The following is a 20,308-nucleotide window of genomic DNA, read 5'->3' as shown; positions in this document are numbered from 1 at the left end:
AGGGATACGGCACATCGCTATTAATATTTTGACGAATGATAAGGTATTCAAGGCAGGGTTAAGACGTAAGATGCGAAAAGCAGCTATGGACAGAAACTATCTGGCGTCAGTCCTTGCGGAGAGCGGGCTTTCGTAGTCTTACCCCGACTCTCCCCCAGCCTTAAACACAACCCCCACTCACCGCAACCTAAACTCATCCGCATCCTGCCATGCCGGAAACTTTTCTCTATATTCCCGCAATGCCACCATCGACAGCTCCGCATCAATGCGCGTTGCCTGATGCGCGTCGGCAGTAGCGATAATCTCGCCCTGCGGGTTAATCACCCGGCTGTCACCGCGATAATGGCAGCCGTTGCCATCGCTGCCGACGCGATTGCATCCCGCCACATACGCCTGATTCTCAATCGCGCGGGCCGTCAGCAATGCCTGCCAGTGCAGAGAGCGCGGAGCAGGCCAGTTGGCAACGTAGATGGCGAGGTCATAATCGTTGAGATTGCGCGACCACACAGGAAAACGTAAGTCGTAGCACACCAGCGGCAAAATACGCCAGCCGCGCCATTCCACAATCACTCGCGCATTGCCCGCTTTATAATGCAGATGCTCATCTGCCATGCGGAACAGATGACGCTTATCATAAAAATGTACCGTGCCGCCCGGCTCAACCAGCAAAAAGCGGTTAACCGAACCAGACTCCGTTTGTAATGCAACACTGCCTGCAATCAGCGCATTGCACTGCTGCGCTTTAGCTGTCATCCAGTTCACTACGTCATTTTGTGCTAGCGACGAAGCTGCCGCTTCCATGGCAAAGCCGCTGGTAAACATCTCCGGTAGAACGATCACATCGCGCCCGGTAATACCTTCCAGTTGACGATCAAAATGACGCAGGTTGGCAGGGCCATCCATCCACACCAGTGGTTGCTGCAAAAGCGTAATCTTCAAACCAGGCACGGTGTACAACTCCTTTATGCGAAGGGTTTTATAACTTTAACACCTTATCAGGCAGTTGCCTTAGCGCAGAATAAATTGATAACAAATGCTGATATTGGAAATATCTGATTTGCAAATTATCGTGTTATCGCCAGGCTTTAGGAGGTTAATAACATGGGCAGGATAAGCTCGGGAGGAATGATGTTTAAGGCAATAACGACAGTCGCCGCTCTGGTCATCGCCACCAGTGCAATGGCGCAGGATGATTTAACCATTAGCAGCCTTGCAAAGGGCGAAACCACCAAAGCTACATTTAATCAGATGGTACAAGGGCATAAGCTGCCTGCCTGGGTGATGAAAGGCGGTACTTATACTCCCGCACAAACCGTAACGTTGGGAGATGAGACGTATCAGGTGATGAGCGCGTGCAAACCGCATGACTGTGGCTCGCAACGTATCGCTGTGATGTGGTCCGAGAAATCTAATCAGATGACGGGGCTGTTCTCGACTATTGATGAGAAAACGTCGCAAGAGAAACTCACCTGGCTGAATGTGAACGATGCGCTTTCGATTGATGGTAAAACGGTGTTGTTCGCGGCGTTGACCGGCAGCCTGGAAAACCATCCGGATGGCTTTAATTTTAAATAATTAGCGGATAAAGAAACGGAGCCTTTCGGCTCCGTTATTCATTTACGCGGCTTCAACTTTCCGCACTTTCTCCGGCAACTTTACCGGCTTCGTCGCCAGCTCTTCCGGATCAAAGTCATCAACGTTAATACTGCGCAGACGGCTTTCTTCAGCTTTCACCAGAATAGCGGCTTCATCTTTATCAATCAGCCCCTTCGCCAGCGCGTTGTGCGCCAGTTCATCCAGACGGGTAAACGGCAGGTTTTTACCCAGCTCTTTACAGATCCGCTGATGAATTGGGTCGGCGGCAATCACATCCACCAGCGCCTCTTCCAGCAAGCCAACCGGATTATGCTCGCTCGGCGTCAGGTACTGACCGCGACCAATGCGGGAACGGGTGGCGTTCGGCACTTGTAAAATCTTCGCCACTTTATGATCCAGCTTGTCAGAAGGTGCCAGATAATGACGTCCGGTCGGGAAGATCACCACATTCAGCAGCCCGGCAACCACGCGGTTCGGGAAGTTTTGCAGTAAATCATCCATCGCCTGTTCAGCCTGATACAGCGCATCTTGTACGCCCCAGTGCACCAGCGGCAGGTCGGCTTCATTACGGCCTTCGTCGTCATAACGCTTCAGAACGGCAGAGGCGAGGTAAAGCTGGCTTAAAATATCCCCCAGACGTGCCGAGATGCGCTCACGACGTTTCAGGCTGCCGCCCAGCACAGCCATCGAGACATCAGAAAGCAGGGCGAGGTTGGCGCTCAGGCGGTTCAGGTGCTGATAGTAGCGTTTAGTGGCATCGCCGGTTGGCGTGCTGCTGGTTAAACCGCGCGTCAGGCCCAGCCAGAAGCTGCGAACTTTGTTGCTACCGACGTGACCGATATGTTTGAACAACAGTTTATCGAACGCGTTGACGTCATTGTTCTTCGCTGCTTCCATCTCTTCCAGCACGTACGGATGGCAACGAATCGCTCCTTGTCCGAAGATCATCATGCTGCGGGTCAGAATGTTGGCCCCTTCAACGGTGATGGCAATCGGTGCGCCCTGGTAAGCACGCGCCAGGAAGTTGCTCTGCCCGAGCATAATGCCTTTGCCACCAGTGATATCCATCGCATCAATAATCGACTGCTGCCCGCGGTGGGTACAGTGATACTTAACGATAGCCGACAGCACGGCAGGTTTTTCGCCGAGCATAATGCCGTAGGTAATCAGCGATGCCGCAGCATCCATCACGTAGGCATTACCGGCAATACGCGCCAGCGGCTCTTCAATCCCTTCCATCTTACCGATAGAGATTTTGAACTGACGGCGAATGTGAGCATACGCGCCCGTTGCCAGCGCTACTGATTTCACGCCGCCGGTTGAGTTGGAAGGCAGGGTGATGCCGCGGCCTACCGAGAGGCACTCCACCAGCATCCGCCAGCCTTGCCCGGCCATTTTCGGCCCGCCGATAATGTAATCGATCGGTACGAAGACATCTTTACCGCGCGTCGGTCCATTCTGGAACGGCACGTTCAGCGGGAAGTGGCGACGACCAATTTCCACGCCCGGCGTGGTGGTTGGGATCAGCGCACAGGTAATACCTAAATCTTCTGCGCCACCCAGCAATTTCTCTGGGTCGGAGAGTTTAAACGCCAGCCCAAGCACGGTCGCAATCGGTGCCAGCGTAATGTAGCGTTTGTTCCAGGTCAGACGCATCCCCAGCACCTGCTGGCCCTGCCATTCGCCCATGCAGACAATCCCGGTATCCGGGATAGCGCCTGCATCGGAACCCGCTTCCGGGCTGGTCAGTGCAAAGCAAGGGATCTCCTGACCACGCGCCAGACGCGGCAGATAGTGATTTTTCTGCTCGTCAGTGCCGTAATGTTGCAGCAGCTCGCCCGGGCCTAATGAGTTCGGCACGCCGACGGTAATCGCCAGGATCCCGCTCACGCCGGAGAGTTTTTGCAGCACGCGAGACTGGGCATAAGCCGAGAACTCCAGCCCGCCGTACTCTTTTTTGATGATCATCGCGAAGAAACGATGCTCTTTAAGGTACGCCCACAACTCCGGCGGCAAATCAGCCAGCTCATGGGTGATCTGGAAATCATTCGCCATCCGGCAGGCTTCTTCTACCGGACCGTCGAGAAACGCTTGCTCTTCTGCGGTCAGGCGCGGCTGCGGATAGTTATGCAGCTTTTTCCAGTCCGGCTTGCCCTGGAACAAGTCGCCCTCCCACCAGGTGGTGCCCGCATCAATCGCTTCTTTCTCAGTGCGCGACATCGGCGGCATCACCTTACGGAAACCGCGAAATACCGGCGCGGAAATCATCGACTTACGCATAGGCGCAAAGTTAAATGGCACGAGGATAATGGCCAGAGGCACCAGTACCCACGCCGACCACAGACCAGCAACGCCGAGGGCGGCTGTCCAGGCGAGCAAAATCAGACTGCTGATAAATAAGCTCACGCGGTGATAGAACAACGCGCCGAGCAGGACAACCGTAGCGAGAATACTCAAAATCATCATAACGAAAAGCCCCTTACTTGTAGGAGGTCTGACCACTTGTGATGATATGGTTGTAGTGGATGTAAAAACATTTAGCAATGTGTTTACAATATAATTACAACAAAGCTCACATTGTTGCTGTTTTTATCCGCACTTCAGGTCAAAAAGTCCTGGTCATAGCACCTGCCCGTACTTCTCGCTTTTGGCGGTATCCGGTACACTGCATTTTGTCTATTACATTTATGCTGAAGGATATCCTCATGTACCAGGATCTTATTCGTAACGAACTGAACGAAGCGGCGGAAACGCTGGCTAACTTTTTAAAAGATGACGCCAATATTCACGCCATTCAGCGCGCGGCGGTCCTGTTAGCAGACAGCTTTAAAGCCGGTGGCAAAGTGCTTTCCTGCGGCAACGGCGGTTCCCATTGCGACGCTATGCACTTTGCCGAAGAGTTGACCGGTCGCTACCGTGAAAACCGTCCGGGCTACCCGGCGATTGCTATTTCTGACGTTAGTCATATTTCCTGCGTCGGTAATGATTTCGGTTTCAATGATATTTTCTCCCGCTACGTTGAAGCGGTAGGTCGCGAAGGCGATGTACTGCTGGGGATCTCCACCTCCGGTAACTCTGCAAACGTGATCAAAGCGATCGCAGCGGCGCGTGAGAAGGGGATGAAAGTGATCACCCTGACCGGTAAAGACGGCGGCAAAATGGCTGGCACGGCGGATATCGAAATTCGCGTACCGCACTTTGGTTATGCCGACCGCATTCAGGAGATTCACATTAAAGTGATCCATATCCTGATCCAGTTAATTGAAAAAGAGATGGTTAAGTAAGTCTGGCGTAGGCTGGATAAGGCGTTTACGCCGCATCCGGCACTTGTGCGCTGATGCCTGATGCGATGCTGACGCGTCTTATCATGCCTACAAATCTGTACCCGAACCGTAGGCCGAATAATTCGTTTACGCCGCATCCGACCTGAAAATTCTTAAATCAATCTTCGCCGGGGGCCATTCGCTCCCGCTGTTGTGGAGGTTACCCATGTGCGAATTGCTCGGGATGAGCGCCAACGTCCCTACCGATATCTGCTTTAGTTTCACCGGACTTGTACAGCGTGGTGGTGGAACCGGGCCACATAAAGATGGCTGGGGCATTACCTTTTACGAAGGTAAAGGCTGTCGCACATTTAAAGATCCACAACCCAGCTTTAATTCCCCCATCGCCAAACTTGTCCAGGACTACCCGATAAAATCCTGTTCGGTGGTGGCTCATATTCGCCAGGCTAATCGGGGCGAGGTGGCGCTGGAAAATACTCACCCATTTACCCGCGAGTTATGGGGGCGTAACTGGACTTATGCCCATAACGGACAACTGACGGGCTACAAATCACTGGAAACCGGCAACTTCCGCCCGGTCGGTGAAACCGATAGCGAAAAAGCCTTCTGCTGGCTCCTGCATAAATTAACGCAGCGTTACCCGCGCACACCGGGCAACATGGCGGCAGTGTTTAAATATATCGCCTCACTGGCGGATGAACTGCGGCAGAAGGGCGTTTTCAACATGCTGCTTTCTGACGGGCGCTATGTGATGGCGTATTGCTCGACTAATTTACACTGGATCACCCGCCGCGCGCCGTTTGGCGTGGCAACGCTGCTGGATCAGGATGTGGAAATCGACTTCAGCTCGCAGACCACACCGAATGATGTGGTCACGGTGATTGCAACACAGCCGCTGACGGGCAATGAAACCTGGCAAAAGATTATGCCAGGCGAATGGCGCTTATTTTGCCTCGGGGAGCGTGTAGTTTGATGCCAGTTGTGGCTGCACAACTTCGTGGCTTAACGGCTTGCTGACCACGTAACGGCCATTGACCACAGAAACGGTCGGTGGCTTACGGGTTTGCTCAAAGTAGTCGTAGCCCGGCTTCAGCTGCTCCCAGAAGTCCTTAAAGTTGGAATATTTATGGCGCTTCATATTGGCGTCGGTCATGCGGAACGGGTAAATACTCACTTGCACGCTCGGCTGACCAAACACCAGCGCACCAGTAACGAACTGGAAGATCTCATCAATACCCTGATTGGTCATTGCGTAGCAGCCGATGGAAACACAATCGCCGTGGATCATCAGGTATTTCCCTTCATAACCATGCGCACGGTCATAGGCATTGGGGAAACCAATATTAATCGCTTTGTAGTAACGGCTGTCTGGTTTTAACTGATTACGCTGGACGCTATAAAACCCTTCCGGGCTTTTGAAATCGCCCTGACGCTGTTTTGGCCCTAAGCCGCCGGAATATTTACAGATTTTATAACTGTCGAGCAGCTGATATTGCTCGCCCATTTTGACGTAGAGATCGAGCGTACGTTCTTCCTTGAAGATCTGGATGTAGACAGGGGATCCCATCAACTGCTGCTTATACTCTTTGCTCACTGGCGTGGTCGAGCTACTGCTGCCCAGCAAACCGGCAAACGAAACGCACGGGATCAACAACATCGCAAGAATTAATGCGATTTTACGCATACTGCTTATTCCTTGATAAAACGGTTACACACGCCAGGACGGCAAAATAGATCCCAAATCGGAATAGTCTGGATTTGGAAGGCTCACATTATCACCAAAAGAGTTTTACGCAAGCCTGTCGGCGCAGGGTTTACAAATTTCATCGGCAGCGTGCTTTACCCAAAGAGCGCCGCGTGAGTTCCAGTTCTCTCAAATCGTAAAAGTTTATCGGTAAGTTTGTAAATCAGGATCCAGTCCGGTTCGACATGAGCATCGCGATAACCTTTCCATGAACCTTGCAGCGGGTGGTCTTTATAAACAGCTGGAAGCGGTAAAGCATTATTGATAAGAAGCGTCATAAGATATTTCAATTTATTCATATCCTTATGACGCTTTTGTGCAAGTTTTACATCCTTTGAAAATTGTCCCGAGTATTCAATATCCCTTTGAATCATATTTAAATTCCTAATTTATCAAATAAATCATCGGCGTCTTTGGCCTTATGAACATCAACGCCAGCTTCGCTGTTTTTGATTGATTGAATGGTTAATTGATTAGGCTCGCGTAAATCAAACGGCAATGCCTTTTCACGCGCGACCTTTGTGAGGGTTATGCGAACCAGGTCAGAGATGGTCAGCCCCATCCCGGCCAGTACGTCCGCCGCCTGATTCTTCAGATCTTCATCGATTCGGGCGCGAACAAATGCGTTAGCAGCCATTGGGGTATCTCCTGTGCTGTATATTTATTCAGCTTGAATTGTAGCTCAAATGAGCAACAGCGACAATCCATGAGTAATTTAATAAACGGATGTTTTTACATAATTAACTGAAATATATTTATTAATTTTATAATAATGGTTTATTAAGTTTGTTCAGGTACGGGCCGGGATACACTGCAACATCAATGCATGATCAGCCATTATTGAGTATGTCCTTGCCGTCGATTCCCTCTTTTGTGTTGTCGGGATTACTGTTGCTTTGCTTGCCGTTTTCTTCATTTGCCAGCGCCACCACATCACATATCACTTTCAGCTACGCCGCCCGCCAGCGGATGCAAAATCGTGCGCGTTTATTAAAACAGTACCAAACCCATCTGAAAAAACAGGCCAGCTATATTGTGGAAGGCAATGCCGAAAGCAGAAGGGCGCTACGCCAGCACAACCGCGAACAGATAAAACAGCATCCAGAATGGTTTCCTGCGCCGCTCAAGGCGAGTGACAGACGCTGGCAGGCGCTGGCGGAAAACAACCATTTCTTAAGCAGCGACCATCTGCATAACATCACCGAAGTAGCGATTCACCGTCTGGAGCAACAGCTTGGCAAGCCTTACGTATGGGGCGGCACGCGGCCCGATCAAGGCTTCGACTGTAGCGGGTTGGTTTTCTATGCCTACAACAAGATCCTTGAGGCGAAGCTCCCACGCACGGCCAACGAGATGTATCACTACCATCGGGCAACGATTGTGGCGAATAACGACCTGCGCCGGGGAGATTTGCTGTTTTTCCATATCCACAGCCGCGAGATTGCCGATCATATGGGGGTGTATCTGGGCGATGGTCAGTTTATCGAGTCGCCGCGCACCGGGGAAACCATTCGGGTAAGCCGGTTAGCCGAACCTTTCTGGCAGGACCATTTTTTGGGCGCGCGCAGGATTTTGACGGAAGAGACGATTTTGTAAATGGGTAATATTGACGAACTGGCAAAAGGCCGGATGCCACGCGGCATCCGACTTGTTTACATATGGGCTGAAAACTCACGTTCTAAGACATCAACAATGAGCTGGTTTTTTGAAATGGAATGTTGTCTGGCGACGATGGTCAGCCGCGAATCAATGTGATGAGGAACACGAAGCGTCAGGCGTTTTTGCTCTTCTTCTTCACGAAAAGGGGCAATACCGTCCTCTTCACAATCCGCCATCCACTCATCCAGCGCGCTTTCGCCCTCACGATATAATGCCTCAATGCTTGTGGCTACAAAGTCACAATAACCGTTTACATTGAGGAACTTGCCGCGAAATGCGTTGATATCGGCTTCAAATGTCACTGCGGCTGGTTGACCTTTAATTGTGATAATGTTCGATGCTTTATTCATAATCTACCCCTACACAGTTAACAAACCACTCCTTAAGACCTGCTACTGCACCTTTATCCATCACATTCTTTGGATGTGGCTCATGTGTACTGAATTTGGTCGTTCCAATCTGAAATTTCCTTCTGGACCCATTGTTATTTTTTATTGTTCCACCCACCGCTTTAATGAGCGCAACAACATCATCCCATTTAATTCCAGATTTTGGCGGCTCCGTCATTACATCGTCGAATGTTTTTCTATGGCGGGAGCCTAGCGCGCTGACCTTAATCATACTATCAATCCATGACGTCATTGTATGGTGTCATCGTAGTATGTTTGCAATGTGACGTCAATCAATGGTGTCAGATGCATGCAAAGCATGGAAAAGAATCCTCATCAACTCAACGCTCCCATAATCTTCAACTCCAGCTCATCCGGCACTTCATTATACGACAGCACATGCAGCCCCGGCGCAAACAACCTCGCATAGCGTGCCAGCAAAGGGCGCAACTGCGGCGGCACCAGCAGCACCGGGTCTTTCCCCGCCGCTTTCATCTGCTCCTTCACCTGCGGCATCGTACTCTGGAACTGGTTGAGCATATTCGGATCGACCGGCACGCTGTCGAGCATCACTTTCCCGCCCTGTTGCGCCTGATTCACCACGTTGGTCAGCAGATTTTCCAGCTCATTATTCAGCGTATACACCGTCAGCTCCTGCTTGCGAACGAACGGATGGGTAATGCTTCGCCGCAGCGCCAGGCGCACATCAGCTGCCAGCAGAATATGATCTTTGGTCACCGCGCTACTGGCGACCAGCACGGTGGCAATGGTGACGATATCGCGCAGGGAAACGCCTTCGGTCAGCAGCGCGCGGTACACTTTCAGCAACTGGCTGTAATTCAGCGCCGCGCTTAAATCTTCCGCCAGGCGCGGTGCCATCGACGACAAACGGTTATGCAACTGCGTAATATCGTCATAGTTAAATAAATCAGGAATATAGCTACGCACAATCTTATTCACATGCGTGGCAATCACGCTGGCGCTGTCGATCACCTGATACCCCATATTCAGCGCCTTCGCTTTCTGCGCGGGCTGGATCCAGGTCACCGGCATCCCGTACGCCGGGTCGTTCCCCAGCACGCCGTCAATTTCGCCGTAGGTTTCGCTGGAGGGTAGGGCCATCAGTTTATCCGCCGGAATATCCGCTTCATCAGCCTTAATGCCGTTGATGAAAATAGCGTACTGGCTGGGCTTGAGGCGGAAGTTTTCCCGAATACGGATCTCCGGCAGCAGCACGCCGTTACCGTCGGATATCACCTGCCGCACGCCGCGAATCCGCTGGGTGAGCGGGTTGCCCTGCGCTTTATCCACCAGCGCCACCAGCTTGTAGCCGAGGCTTAAGCTGATGGGCTCGATCAGCGGAATGGTTTCCCAACTGACCTGTTGCTCGCTGGTTTCGGTGATGGTGCGGGTCAGCGTTTCGAGACTTTTCTCTTCCGCTTCCGCCGCCTGCGGGCGTTTGCTCATCCGCCAGCCGGTAAAGCCAAGCAGGGCGCTGAACAGCAAAAACGGCAGATGTGGCATTCCCGGCACTACCGCCAGTACGAACATAATTCCGGTAGCGGTGTAGAGCACCGACGGGCTTGCCAGCAACTGGTTACGCACGTCATGGGCGATATCGCCGTTGTCGCTGACGCGGGTGACGATAATCGCCGCCGCGGTGGAGAGTAGCAGGGAAGGGATTTGCGCCACCAGCCCGTCGCCGATGGTCATCAGCACATACTGCTGGAAGGCGGCGTCGGCGCTCAGGTTGTATTTGAAGATCCCGATACAGACGCCGCCGATCAGGTTGATCGCCAGAATCATCATCCCGGCGATAGCATCCCCGCGCACAAATTTCGATGCCCCGTCCATCGCGCCGTAGAAATCGGCCTCGCTGGCAACATCTTTAGGTCGGGTTTGTGCCTGCGCCTGATTGATCAACCCGGCATTAAGATCGGCGTCAATCGCCATCTGCTTACCGGGCATCGCATCCAGGGTAAAGCGGGCTGAAACCTCGGAAATACGCTCGGCCCCTTTGGTGACGACAATAAAGTTGATTGTCAACAGCGTCAGTAAATCCGAGCGTGAAAGCATTATCGCCGCGCTGCACGGGCAGTCGATTTTTAACGGTGGTGGGCTGTCGCCGTTAAATAAAATCAGCCCGTCTCATCCGCCAAAACCTGCCACCGTGGCGGTGCCGGAAGAAACGGAGAAAAAAGCGCGCGACGTCAATGAGAAAACGGCGCTGCTGAAGAAGAAATCCGCCACCGAGCTTGGCGAGCTGGCAACCAGTATCACCACCATTGCCCGTGATGCGCATATGGAAGCGAATCTGGAGATGGAGATTGTTCCCCAGGGATTACGCGTGCTGATTAAAGACGACCAGAATCGCAATATGTTCGAACGCGGCAGCGCGCAGATTATGCCGTTCTTTAAAACGCTGCTGGTGGAGCTCGCGCCAGTTTTCGACTCGCTCGATAACAAAATTATTATTACCGGGCATACCGATGCGATGGCTTACAAAAACAATATCTACAACAACTGGAACCTTTCGGGTGACCGCGCGCTTTCGGCTCGTCGGGTGCTGGAAGAGGCCGGAATGCCGGAAGATAAAGTGATGCAGGTAAGCGCAATGGCGGACCAGATGCTGCTGGATTCCAAAAATCCGCAAAGCGCGGGCAACCGGCGCATTGAGATTATGGTGCTGACCAAAAGTGCGTCCGATACGCTGTATCAATACTTTGGTCAGCATGGGGATAAAGTGGTGCAGCCGCTGGTGCAAAAGCTGGATAAGCAGCAGGTGCTTTCGCAGCGAACGCGTTAAATGCTGAATCTTTACGCATTTCTCAAACCCTGAAATCACTGTATACTTTACCAGTGTTGAGAGGTGAGTAATGCGTAAAATCATTCATGTGGATATGGACTGCTTTTTCGCAGCGGTGGAGATGCGCGACAATCCCGCCCTGCGCGATATCCCTATTGCTATTGGCGGCAGCCGCGAACGTCGGGGGGTGATCAGCACCGCCAATTATCCCGCGCGTAAATTTGGCGTACGTAGCGCTATGCCGACAGGGATGGCGCTCAAATTATGCCCGCATCTCACCTTGCTTCCGGGGCGCTTTGACGCCTACAAAGAAGCCTCAAATCATATCCGTGAAATCTTCTCGCGCTACACCTCGCGTATTGAACCGTTGTCACTGGATGAGGCTTATCTCGACGTCACCGATAGCGTCCATTGCCACGGTTCTGCGACCCTCATCGCCCAGGAAATCCGCCAGACGATTTTCAGCGAGCTGCAACTGACAGCGTCTGCGGGCGTGGCACCAGTAAAGTTTCTCGCCAAAATCGCCTCCGACATGAATAAACCCAACGGTCAGTTTGTGATTACGCCGGCAGAAGTTCCGGCATTTTTACAAACCTTACCGCTGGCAAAAATCCCCGGCGTCGGCAAAGTCTCGGCGGCAAAACTGGAAGCGATGGGGCTGCGGACCTGCGGTGATGTACAAAAGTGTGATCTGGTGATACTGCTTAAACGCTTTGGCAAATTTGGCCGCATTTTGTGGGAGCGTAGTCAGGGGATTGACGAGCGCGACGTTAACAGCGAACGGTTGCGAAAATCCGTCGGCGTGGAACGCACGATGGCGGAAGATATCCACCACTGGTCTGAATGTGAAGCGATTATCGAGCGGCTGTATCCGGAACTTGAACGCCGTCTGGCAAAGGTAAAACCTGATTTACTGATTGCCCGCCAGGGGGTGAAATTAAAGTTCGACGATTTTCAGCAAACCACTCAGGAGCACGTCTGGCCGCGGCTGAATAAAGCTGACTTAATCGCCACCGCGCGTAAAACCTGGGATGAACGCCGCGGCGGGCGCGGTGTGCGACTGGTGGGGCTGCATGTGACGTTGCTTGACCCGCAAATGGAAAGACAACTGGTGCTGGGATTATGAATAACATACAAATAAGAGACTATCAGCCTGGCGATTTTCAGCAACTATGCGCTATTTTCATTAGAGCGGTTACGATGACTGCCAGTCAGCATTATTCACCACAACAAATTGCCGCCTGGGCGCAGATTGACGAATCTCGCTGGAAGGAGAAACTCGCGAAATCACAAGTGCGGGTTGCAGTCATTAATGCAAAACTGGTCGGCTTTATTACCTGCGTTGAACACTATATCGATATGTTATTTGTTGACCCTGAATACACCCGCCGTGGGGTTGCCAGCGCTTTGTTAAAACCTTTGATTAAGTCTGAATCCGAACTTACGGTGGACGCAAGCATAACCGCAAAACCCTTTTTTGAACGTTATGGTTTTCAGACAGTTAAGCAGCAACGCGTTGAATGTCGGGGAGAGTGGTTTATTAATTTTTATATGCGTTATAAACAGCAACATTAAATCCAGCTTGCAATGAAAATAACGCAAGCCTAGTATGTGCGCGTTTTCTTATTCCACAAACTGCAAGGAGGTAAATCATGACAAATCCTTTATCAATGACTCTTTGCAGACCTTTCCAGGATTAATTCTTTTTTTCTTGCCCTGGATTCGTCTGCCATTTCCTGATTTTTTAATTGTTACTCTCAATAATTCAAGTCGCAACACATGCAACTTGAAGTATGACGAGTCTATTTACGGAATGGTATATGGGCAATTATATTCGTCCCTTATCCGATGCGGTATTTACCATCGCATCTGATGACCTGTGGATCGAGAGTTTAGCGATCCAACAATTACACACCACGGCAAATTTACCCAACATGCAGCGCGTAGTGGGGATGCCAGATTTACATCCCGGACGCGGCTATCCGATTGGCGCAGCGTTCTTCTCTGTTGGTCGTTTTTATCCGGCACTGGTCGGCAATGATATCGGCTGCGGTATGGCGCTATGGCAAACAGATATTCTCACTCGCAAATACAACGCCGATAAGTTTGAAAAGCGATTATCAGATCTGGATGACGTTGCTGAAGAAAGCTGGCTGGAGGAAAACCTGCCGTCAGCATTTGCACAGCATCCGTGGCGCAGCTCGCTTGGCTCTATCGGTGGCGGCAATCATTTCGCTGAACTGCAACAAGTTGATCAAATCTTCAACGCTGAACTGTTTGCACTGGCAGGTCTGGATGCACAACATCTGCAACTGTTGGTTCATAGCGGCTCGCGGGGGGTGGGGCAGTCTATTTTACAGCGGCATATTGCCTCGTTCTCGCATCATGGTTTGCCTCAAGGCAGTGACGACGCGCTACGGTATATTGCGGAACATGACGATGCGCTGGCGTTTGCGTGTATTAATCGCCAGATGATCGCTTTGCGCATAATGCAACAAGTTAAGGCCACGGGAAGTCCGGTTCTGGATGTGGCGCATAACTTTGTTAGCGCGTGTCAAATCGGCGATCAACAGGGCTGGTTGCATCGTAAAGGTGCCACGCCGGATGACAACGGTCTGGTGATTATTCCCGGTTCACGTGGTGATTACTCCTGGATTGTACAGCCTGTTGCGAACGAAAAAACGCTCCACTCGCTGGCGCATGGGGCAGGGCGTAAATGGGGGCGCACCGAGTGTAAAGGGCGTCTGGCAGCGAAATACACGGCGACGCAACTCTCGCGTACTGAACTTGGCAGTCGGGTAATTTGTCGCGATAAACAACTCATCTTTGAAGAAGCGCCACAAGCCTATAAATCGGCTGAAAGCGTGGTGCAATGTCTGGTGCAGGCCGGTTTAATTATTCCTGTCGCGCGGCTGCGTCCGGTGCTAACGCTCAAAAACAGTGGAGGGAAAAAAGGATGATCTTGCTACAACTCTCCTCAGCGCAGGGGCCGGAAGAATGTTGTCTCGCAGTGAAAAAGGCGCTGGACAGGCTAATTAAAGAAGCTGCCCGACAAGACGTCGCGGTAACGGTGTTGGAAACAGAAACGGGCCGCTACTCTGACACGCTGCGTTCAGCTCTGGTTTCTCTGGATGGCGATAACGCATGGGCATTAAGCGAAAGCTGGTGCGGCACTATTCAGTGGATTTGTCCGAGTCCGTATCGGCCTCATCATGGGCGCAAAAACTGGTTTCTGGGCATTGGGCGTTTTACCGCTGATGAGCAGGAACAATCGGATGCAATCCGTTATGAGACGTTGCGTTCGTCGGGGCCGGGCGGTCAACATGTCAATAAAACCGACTCGGCGGTACGCGCCACGCATTTGGCATCCGGTATTAGCGTGAAGGTTCAGTCAGAGCGTAGTCAGCATGCTAACAAGCGGCTGGCACGATTGCTGATTGCCTGGAAGCTGGAGCAGCAGCAACAGGAAAATAGCGCGGTGCTGAAATCGCAGCGGCGAATGTTCCATCACCAGATTGAACGTGGCAACCCGAGACGGACATTTACAGGGATGGCTTTTATCGAAGGATAATGAAGGATGAAACTGCCGGAAGGCGATTAAACGCCATCCGGCAGCAAATCAAATAATTACTTCGCCGGAATTTCTTTCAGCAGTTCAGTCAGCAGTGTCCAGTAATGACCTACGCTTTCGATGTGAACTTGCTCATCCGGAGAGTGTGGACCGGTGATAGTTGGCCCGATAGAAACCATGTCCATTTCCGGATACGGTTTTTTGAACAGACCACATTCCAGGCCCGCGTGGATAATCTGGATGTTCGGCGTTTTGTTGAACAGACGCTGATAGGTTTCACGTACCAGATGCATCACCGGAGAATTAGCGTCCGGCTGCCAGCCAGGATATGCGCCTTTCGCTTCGGTTTTCGCGCCAGCCAGTTTACCCAGCGAATCCAGCATGCTCACGACGTAGTCTTTACCGCTGTCGATCAGTGAACGGATCAGACAGTGAATTTCTACGTTATTATCAGTCATGGTCACCACACCGACGTTCAGGGAGGTTTCGACCACACCTTTTGCCACGTCTGAGTTGCGGATCACACCGTTCGGGGTGGCGTTCAGCAGACGAATAAAGGTATCGCGAGATTTCGCAATCAGGGCAGCTTTATCGTTCGCTACAGAGTCCAGCAACAAGGCCAGATTTTTCTCTTTCTCTGCCAGCTCGTTTTTCAGGATCTCCTGATAGGTATTCACCAGAGATTTCAGGACGTCGACTTTATCAGCTGCGACAGCAATGGTCGCAAAGGCTTCACGCGGGATGGCGTTACGCAGTGTGCCGCCGTTGAAATCGATAAGGCGCAGATCCAGTTCTTCTGCATGACCCGCCAGGAAGCGCACCAGCAGTTTGTTGGCATTACCCAGGCCAACGTGGATTTCCCCGCCGGAGTGACCCCCTTTCAGACCTTTTAAGGTTAACTTGAAGGTTTCAAAACCAGCTGGAACCGCTTCACGATCTAAATGCAGGTTGGAGGTGAAGTCGATACCCCCCGCACAACCCATGTAGATTTCACCTTCTTCTTCGGAGTCGGTGTTAATCAGAATATCAGCCTGCAACCAGTTGCTCTGTAAGCCGAACGCACCGTCCATACCGGCTTCTTCGGTCATGGTCAGCAGCACTTCCAGCGGGCCGTGAACCACGTTTTCGTCAGCCAGAACTGCCAGTGCAGAGGCCATACCAATGCCGTTATCCGCACCCAGCGTGGTGCCGCGCGCTTTAACCCATTCGCCATCAATATAAGGCTGGATAGGATCTTTCGTGAAGTCATGCACGGTGTCGTTATTTTTCTGCGGCACCATATCGAGGTGGGCCTGTAAGACGACCGGTTTACGATTTTCCATACCTGCGGTAGCAGGTTTACGAATCAGGATATTACCTACCTGATCGCGTTCGACATGGAAACCTTTCTCTTTTGCCCAACCAACAATGTATTCAGCGAGTTGCTCTTCATGATAGGACGGGTGAGGAATAGAACAGATTTTGGCAAAAATATCCCACAGCGGCTGTGGAGATAATTGAGACAGTTCAGACACGTTAAGTCTCCTTGTCGATCACCCGCAAAACAGTATTGCAGGTCACAGGGTTAGCAGAAAATGTTGTCAACACAAGACAGGCTTGCGAGATATGTTTGAGAATACCACTTTATCCCGCGTCAGGGAGAGGCAGTGCGTAAAAAGACGCGGACTCATGTGAAATACTGGTTTTTAGTGCGCCAGATCTCTATAATCTCGCGCAACCTATTTTCCCCTCGAACACTTTTTAAGCCGTAGATAAACAGGCTGGGACACTTCACATGAGCGAAAAATACATCGTCACCTGGGACATGTTGCAGATCCATGCACGTAAACTCGCAAGCCGACTGATGCCTTCTGAACAATGGAAAGGCATTATTGCCGTAAGCCGTGGCGGTCTGGTACCGGGTGCGTTACTGGCGCGTGAACTGGGTATTCGTCATGTCGATACCGTTTGTATTTCCAGCTACGATCACGACAACCAGCGCGAGCTTAAAGTGCTGAAACGCGCAGAAGGCGATGGCGAAGGCTTCATCGTTATTGATGACCTGGTGGATACCGGTGGTACTGCTGTTGCGATTCGTGAAATGTATCCAAAAGCGCACTTTGTCACCATCTTCGCAAAACCGGCTGGTCGTCCGCTGGTTGATGACTATGTTGTTGATATCCCGCAAGATACCTGGATCGAACAGCCGTGGGATATGGGCGTCGTATTCGTCCCGCCAATCTCCGGTCGCTAATCTTTTCAACGCCTGGCACTGCCGGGCGTTGTTCTTTTTAACTTCAGGCGGGTTACAATAGTTTCCAGTAAGTATTCTGGAGGCTGCATCCATGACACAGGCAAACCTGAGCGAAACCCTGTTCAAACCCCGCTTTAAACATCCTGAAACCTCGACGCTAGTCCGCCGCTTTAATCACGGCGCACAACCGCCTGTGCAGTCGGCTCTTGATGGTAAAACCATCCCTCACTGGTATCGCATGATTAACCGTCTGATGTGGATCTGGCGCGGTATTGACCCACGTGAAATCCTCGACGTCCAGGCACGTATTGTGATGAGCGATGCTGAACGTACCGACGATGATTTATACGATACTGTGATTGGCTACCGTGGTGGCAACTGGATTTATGAGTGGGCCACCCAGGCGATGGTGTGGCAACAAAAAGCCTGTGCGGAAGAAGATCCGCAACTCAGTGGTCGACACTGGCTGCATGCGGCTACGTTGTACAACATTGCCGCCTATCCTCATCTGAAAGGAGATGACCTGGCCGAGCAAGCGCAGGCTTTATCAAACCGCGCCTATGAAGAGGCCGCCCAGCGTCTGCCGGGCACGATGCGGCAGATGGAGTTTACCGTACCCGGCGGTGCGCCCATCACCGGCTTTTTGCATATGCCGAAAGGCGATGGCCCGTTCCCGACAGTATTAATGTGTGGTGGTCTGGATGCGATGCAGACGGACTATTACAGCCTGTATGAACGTTATTTTGCGCCGCGCGGCATTGCGATGCTGACTATTGATATGCCATCGGTGGGCTTTTCTTCAAAATGGAAGCTCACCCAGGACTCCAGCCTGTTGCATCAGCACGTCTTAAAGGCGCTGCCTAACGTACCGTGGGTGGATCACACTCGCGTCGCGGCCTTTGGTTTCCGTTTCGGCGCTAACGTTGCCGTGCGTCTGGCATATCTTGAATCGCCGCGTCTGAAAGCGGTTGCCTGTCTTGGTCCGGTAGTTCATACCCTGTTGAGTGATTTTAAGTGCCAGCAACAGGTGCCGGAAATGTATCTTGACGTTCTGGCGAGTCGTTTGGGGATGCATGATGCTTCCGACGAAGCGTTGCGCGTGGAGTTGAATCGCTATTCATTAAAAGTGCAAGGATTGCTGGGACGTCGCTGCCCAACGCCAATGTTATCAGGCTACTGGAAGAACGATCCGTTCAGCCCGGAAGAGGACTCACGCTTAATCACCTCATCATCTGGTGACGGTAAATTATTAGAGATCCCATTTAACCCGGTGTATCGGAATTTTGACAAAGGTCTTCAGGAAATCACCGACTGGATCGAAAAACGTTTGTGTTAAAAATTTGCTAAATTTTACCAATTTGGTAAAACAGTTGCATCACAACAGGAGATTGCAATGACGTTACCGAGTGGACACCCGAAGAGCAGATTGATCAAAAAATTTACCGCACTAGGCCCGTATATTCGTGAAGGTAAGTGCGAAGATAATCGATTCTTTTTCGATTGTCTGGCTGTATGCGTCAACGTGAAACCGGCACCGGAAGTGCGTGAGTTCTGGGGCTGGTGGATGGAGCTGGAAGCGCAGGAATCCCGTTTTACCTACAGCTACCAGTTTGGTCTGTTCGATAAAGCAGGCGACTGGAAGAGCGTTCCGGTAAAAGACACTGAAGTGGTTGAACGACTGGAGCACACCCTGCGTGAGTTTCACGAGAAGCTGCGTGAACTGCTGACGACGCTGAATCTGAAGCTGGAACCGGCGGATGATTTTCGTGACGAGCCGGTGAAGTTAACGGCGTGAGTGAAATGTGCCGGATGCATCACATCCGGCAATAATCATTAAAACTGATAGGTCATGCCAACCGCGACAATATCATCATTATTAATATTCAATTTGTTATCGCTATCCAGTTGGTTGATTTTATAATCAACAAACGCTGACATATTTTTGTTGAAATAATATGTAGCCCCGACATCGATATAATTGACCAGATCTTCATCACCGATACCTTCAATATCTTTCCCTTTCGATAAGACATAACCCAGCGATGGACGCAGACCAAAGTCAAACTGGTATTGAGCGACCGCTTCAAAGTTCTGTGTCTTATTGGCAAAGCCGCCAGTTATTGGCGTCATTTTGCGTGTTTCAGAATAAAAAGTTGCCAGATAAATATTATTGGCATCGTATTTCAGACCTGTTGCCCATGCTTCTGCACGCTTGCCAGTGCCACGGCTTTGCAGGTTCTGCTCGTTGGTGCGATCTGAGTTGGTATAGGCACCACTAATGGCGAAATCGCTGCCGCCAAAGTCATATGTCAATGACGTGCCGAAGCCATCGCCGTTTTGCTTTTTAACGTCGCGGTTTTCGTTTTTCCCTTGATATTGCAGGGTTAAGTTCAGGCCATCGATAACGCCGAAGAAGTCGGTGTTCCGATACGTCGCCAGACCGCTGGCGCGTTTGGTCATAAAGTTGTCGGTCTGCGCCGAGGAATCGCCACCAAATTCCGGGAACATATCGGTCCAGGCTTCCACGTCATACAACGCGCCCAGGTTACGACCATAATCGAAAGAACCCAAATCTTTATATTTCAACCCGGCAAAAGCGAGACGCGTTTTTTGCTGTGCAGTATCACTCTCCGCTTTATTTCCGGCAAACTCCGCTTCCCACCGACCATAACCAGTCAGTTGATCGTTAATTTGTGTTTCACCTTTAAAACCAAAACGGATATAACTCTGGTCGCCATCTTTACTGGCGTTATCACTCATATAATGCATGGCTTTAACTTTGCCATAGACATCCAGTTTATTACCGTCTTTATTATATATTTCTGCAGCCTGTACAGATGCAGATGCCACAATGCCCATCACCACTAATGCCAGAGTGCTCTTTTTCATTTTCATTCCTGATTTTAATTAACGCGCGAATATTCAGCGGGAGAGCCCCGTTGAAAACAGGAAAGTTTTTAACCTGAGATTGTTAAAGATATATTACAGATTAATAATATTCTTAAAATGTGGTAATTTATTAAATC

General features: G+C 51.1%; 21 protein-coding genes and 2 pseudogenes. 13 read left to right on the top strand and 10 right to left on the bottom strand.

All coding sequences use genetic code 11. From position 1 onward, the window contains the following. A pseudogene (locus FTE26_RS11940) lies at window positions 1-136 on the top strand (ISAs1 family transposase); the annotation flags it as partial. A gap of 41 nt (window positions 137-177) precedes the next feature. Here the strand turns inward: FTE26_RS11940 and yafV are convergent. Then, entirely contained in the window at window positions 178-948 is a 771-nt protein-coding gene (gene yafV, locus FTE26_RS11935; RefSeq protein ID WP_001118055.1) for a 2-oxoglutaramate amidase, read from the bottom strand. A 180-nt stretch (window positions 949-1,128) separates the two neighbouring features. On the opposite strand from yafV, the gene ivy reads away from it, so the two are divergent. Then, a complete protein-coding gene (gene ivy, locus FTE26_RS11930; RefSeq protein WP_024198545.1) occupies window positions 1,129-1,575 on the top strand; it encodes an Ivy family C-type lysozyme inhibitor in 447 nt (148 codons plus the stop codon). 42 nt (window positions 1,576-1,617) lie between these two features. Here ivy and fadE read toward each other — a convergent pair whose 3' ends face one another. Further along, window positions 1,618-4,062 (bottom strand): acyl-CoA dehydrogenase FadE, encoded by a 2,445-nt coding sequence (fadE, locus tag FTE26_RS11925; RefSeq protein WP_000973094.1) that lies wholly within the window; start codon window positions 4,060-4,062, stop codon window positions 1,618-1,620. Between the two features lie 239 nt (window positions 4,063-4,301). On the opposite strand from fadE, the gene lpcA reads away from it, so the two are divergent. Both lpcA and FTE26_RS11915 read left to right on the top strand, forming a co-directional pair. After that, entirely contained in the window at window positions 4,302-4,880 is a 579-nt protein-coding gene (gene lpcA / locus FTE26_RS11920; RefSeq protein WP_000284050.1) for a D-sedoheptulose 7-phosphate isomerase, read from the top strand. A 205-nt stretch (window positions 4,881-5,085) separates the two neighbouring features. Then, window positions 5,086-5,853 carry a class II glutamine amidotransferase gene (locus FTE26_RS11915; RefSeq protein ID WP_000333380.1) on the top strand — a complete coding sequence of 256 codons (768 nt, stop codon included), beginning with the start codon at window positions 5,086-5,088 and terminating at the stop codon, window positions 5,851-5,853. On the opposite strand, the gene dpaA is transcribed toward FTE26_RS11915, so the two are convergent. The 3 genes from dpaA to dinJ form a co-directional block, all read right to left on the bottom strand. Continuing rightward, the gene (gene dpaA / locus FTE26_RS11910) at window positions 5,824-6,564 is read right to left on the bottom strand and encodes a peptidoglycan meso-diaminopimelic acid protein amidase (RefSeq protein ID WP_001225679.1); all 741 of its coding nucleotides are present in this window, start codon (window positions 6,562-6,564) and stop codon (window positions 5,824-5,826) included. The two genes, FTE26_RS11915 and dpaA, sit on opposite strands and share 30 nt — an antisense overlap. A gap of 155 nt (window positions 6,565-6,719) precedes the next feature. Beyond that, window positions 6,720-6,998, bottom strand: a complete 279-nt coding sequence (yafQ, locus tag FTE26_RS11905) for a type II toxin-antitoxin system mRNA interferase toxin YafQ (protein ID WP_000615976.1) — start codon at window positions 6,996-6,998, stop codon at window positions 6,720-6,722. Between the two features lie 2 nt (window positions 6,999-7,000). Next, window positions 7,001-7,261 carry a type II toxin-antitoxin system antitoxin DinJ gene (gene dinJ, locus FTE26_RS11900; RefSeq protein WP_000729704.1) on the bottom strand — a complete coding sequence of 87 codons (261 nt, stop codon included), beginning with the start codon at window positions 7,259-7,261 and terminating at the stop codon, window positions 7,001-7,003. Between the two features lie 185 nt (window positions 7,262-7,446). Between dinJ and FTE26_RS11895 the strand changes: the two genes are divergently transcribed. Beyond that, on the top strand, window positions 7,447-8,220 hold the full coding sequence (locus FTE26_RS11895; protein WP_000543895.1) for a C40 family peptidase: 774 nt from the start codon (window positions 7,447-7,449) through the stop codon (window positions 8,218-8,220). Between the two features lie 56 nt (window positions 8,221-8,276). On the opposite strand, the gene FTE26_RS11890 is transcribed toward FTE26_RS11895, so the two are convergent. The 3 genes and pseudogenes from FTE26_RS11890 to FTE26_RS11880 all read right to left on the bottom strand — a co-directional run. Further along, the gene (locus tag FTE26_RS11890) at window positions 8,277-8,633 is read right to left on the bottom strand and encodes a type II toxin-antitoxin system HicB family antitoxin (protein WP_001030483.1); all 357 of its coding nucleotides are present in this window, start codon (window positions 8,631-8,633) and stop codon (window positions 8,277-8,279) included. Then, window positions 8,626-8,904 carry a type II toxin-antitoxin system HicA family toxin gene (locus FTE26_RS11885; protein WP_000598760.1) on the bottom strand — a complete coding sequence of 93 codons (279 nt, stop codon included), beginning with the start codon at window positions 8,902-8,904 and terminating at the stop codon, window positions 8,626-8,628. The genes FTE26_RS11890 and FTE26_RS11885 overlap by 8 nt, the downstream gene beginning before the upstream one ends. Before the next feature lie 104 nt (window positions 8,905-9,008). Beyond that, window positions 9,009-10,727 (bottom strand): annotated as a pseudogene (locus FTE26_RS11880) (flagellar biosynthesis protein FlhA); the annotation flags it as partial. On the opposite strand from FTE26_RS11880, the gene lafU reads away from it, so the two are divergent. The 5 genes from lafU to prfH all read left to right on the top strand — a co-directional run bounded on the left by lafU (window position 10,693) and on the right by prfH (window position 15,049). Further along, window positions 10,693-11,478: a putative lateral flagellar export/assembly protein LafU gene (gene lafU, locus FTE26_RS11875; protein ID WP_000207568.1), complete on the top strand. Its 786-nt coding sequence runs from the start codon at window positions 10,693-10,695 to the stop codon at window positions 11,476-11,478. The pseudogene FTE26_RS11880 and the gene lafU overlap by 35 nt on opposite strands. A gap of 70 nt (window positions 11,479-11,548) precedes the next feature. Next, on the top strand, window positions 11,549-12,604 hold the full coding sequence (gene dinB, locus FTE26_RS11870) for a DNA polymerase IV (protein WP_001226182.1): 1,056 nt from the start codon (window positions 11,549-11,551) through the stop codon (window positions 12,602-12,604). After that, window positions 12,601-13,053 (top strand): GNAT family N-acetyltransferase, encoded by a 453-nt coding sequence (locus FTE26_RS11865; RefSeq protein WP_001059855.1) that lies wholly within the window; start codon window positions 12,601-12,603, stop codon window positions 13,051-13,053. Before dinB ends, FTE26_RS11865 begins: the two co-directional genes overlap by 4 nt. 245 nt (window positions 13,054-13,298) lie before the next feature. Beyond that, on the top strand, window positions 13,299-14,438 hold the full coding sequence (locus FTE26_RS11860) for an RNA ligase RtcB family protein (RefSeq protein WP_000528867.1): 1,140 nt from the start codon (window positions 13,299-13,301) through the stop codon (window positions 14,436-14,438). Then, the gene (prfH, locus tag FTE26_RS11855; RefSeq protein ID WP_000602112.1) at window positions 14,435-15,049 is read left to right on the top strand and encodes a peptide chain release factor H; all 615 of its coding nucleotides are present in this window, start codon (window positions 14,435-14,437) and stop codon (window positions 15,047-15,049) included. The genes FTE26_RS11860 and prfH overlap by 4 nt, the downstream gene beginning before the upstream one ends. Window positions 15,050-15,105: 56 nt before the next feature. On the opposite strand, the gene pepD is transcribed toward prfH, so the two are convergent. After that, window positions 15,106-16,563, bottom strand: a complete 1,458-nt coding sequence (gene pepD, locus FTE26_RS11850) for a cytosol nonspecific dipeptidase (protein WP_001293016.1) — start codon at window positions 16,561-16,563, stop codon at window positions 15,106-15,108. Between the two features lie 260 nt (window positions 16,564-16,823). On the opposite strand from pepD, the gene gpt reads away from it, so the two are divergent. From gpt to crl, 3 genes are all read left to right on the top strand, one after another. After that, window positions 16,824-17,282, top strand: coding sequence for a xanthine phosphoribosyltransferase (gene gpt / locus FTE26_RS11845; protein ID WP_001291990.1), 459 nt, complete (start codon window positions 16,824-16,826; stop codon window positions 17,280-17,282). A 91-nt stretch (window positions 17,283-17,373) separates the two neighbouring features. Beyond that, entirely contained in the window at window positions 17,374-18,618 is a 1,245-nt protein-coding gene (gene frsA, locus FTE26_RS11840) for an esterase FrsA (protein WP_000189545.1), read from the top strand. Window positions 18,619-18,675: 57 nt separating this feature from the next. Next, the gene (crl, locus tag FTE26_RS11835; protein ID WP_000174677.1) at window positions 18,676-19,077 is read left to right on the top strand and encodes a sigma factor-binding protein Crl; all 402 of its coding nucleotides are present in this window, start codon (window positions 18,676-18,678) and stop codon (window positions 19,075-19,077) included. 38 nt (window positions 19,078-19,115) lie between these two features. Here the strand turns inward: crl and phoE are convergent, their stop codons facing one another. Further along, entirely contained in the window at window positions 19,116-20,171 is a 1,056-nt protein-coding gene (phoE, locus tag FTE26_RS11830; RefSeq protein WP_000749863.1) for a phosphoporin PhoE, read from the bottom strand. Between the last annotated feature and the right edge of the window lie 137 nt (window positions 20,172-20,308).

Origin of the sequence: Escherichia sp. S10b (assembly GCF_028421345.1) — a bacterium.
Lineage (GTDB): Bacteria > Pseudomonadota > Gammaproteobacteria > Enterobacterales > Enterobacteriaceae > ECMA0423.
The sequence above is the reverse complement of the archived record's forward strand: the minus strand, read 5'-3'. Positions and strand labels throughout refer to the sequence as shown.

Excerpts from the sequence above, each read along its gene's own strand:
- ivy (WP_024198545.1), top strand. The coding sequence starts at position 1,129 with ATGTTTAAGGCAATAACGACAGTCGCCGCTCTGGTCATCGCCACCAGT.
- fadE (WP_000973094.1), bottom strand. The coding sequence starts at position 4,062 with ATGATGATTTTGAGTATTCTCGCTACGGTTGTCCTGCTCGGCGCGTTG.
- lpcA (WP_000284050.1), top strand. The coding sequence starts at position 4,302 with ATGTACCAGGATCTTATTCGTAACGAACTGAACGAAGCGGCGGAAACG.
- FTE26_RS11915 (WP_000333380.1), top strand. The coding sequence starts at position 5,086 with ATGTGCGAATTGCTCGGGATGAGCGCCAACGTCCCTACCGATATCTGC.
- dpaA (WP_001225679.1), bottom strand. The coding sequence starts at position 6,564 with ATGCGTAAAATCGCATTAATTCTTGCGATGTTGTTGATCCCGTGCGTT.
- yafQ (WP_000615976.1), bottom strand. The coding sequence starts at position 6,998 with ATGATTCAAAGGGATATTGAATACTCGGGACAATTTTCAAAGGATGTA.
- dinJ (WP_000729704.1), bottom strand. The coding sequence starts at position 7,261 with ATGGCTGCTAACGCATTTGTTCGCGCCCGAATCGATGAAGATCTGAAG.
- FTE26_RS11895 (WP_000543895.1), top strand. The coding sequence starts at position 7,447 with ATGCATGATCAGCCATTATTGAGTATGTCCTTGCCGTCGATTCCCTCT.
- FTE26_RS11890 (WP_001030483.1), bottom strand. The coding sequence starts at position 8,633 with ATGAATAAAGCATCGAACATTATCACAATTAAAGGTCAACCAGCCGCA.
- FTE26_RS11885 (WP_000598760.1), bottom strand. The coding sequence starts at position 8,904 with ATGATTAAGGTCAGCGCGCTAGGCTCCCGCCATAGAAAAACATTCGAC.
- dinB (WP_001226182.1), top strand. The coding sequence starts at position 11,549 with ATGCGTAAAATCATTCATGTGGATATGGACTGCTTTTTCGCAGCGGTG.
- FTE26_RS11865 (WP_001059855.1), top strand. The coding sequence starts at position 12,601 with ATGAATAACATACAAATAAGAGACTATCAGCCTGGCGATTTTCAGCAA.
- FTE26_RS11860 (WP_000528867.1), top strand. The coding sequence starts at position 13,299 with ATGGGCAATTATATTCGTCCCTTATCCGATGCGGTATTTACCATCGCA.
- prfH (WP_000602112.1), top strand. The coding sequence starts at position 14,435 with ATGATCTTGCTACAACTCTCCTCAGCGCAGGGGCCGGAAGAATGTTGT.
- gpt (WP_001291990.1), top strand. The coding sequence starts at position 16,824 with ATGAGCGAAAAATACATCGTCACCTGGGACATGTTGCAGATCCATGCA.
- frsA (WP_000189545.1), top strand. The coding sequence starts at position 17,374 with ATGACACAGGCAAACCTGAGCGAAACCCTGTTCAAACCCCGCTTTAAA.
- crl (WP_000174677.1), top strand. The coding sequence starts at position 18,676 with ATGACGTTACCGAGTGGACACCCGAAGAGCAGATTGATCAAAAAATTT.
- phoE (WP_000749863.1), bottom strand. The coding sequence starts at position 20,171 with ATGAAAAAGAGCACTCTGGCATTAGTGGTGATGGGCATTGTGGCATCT.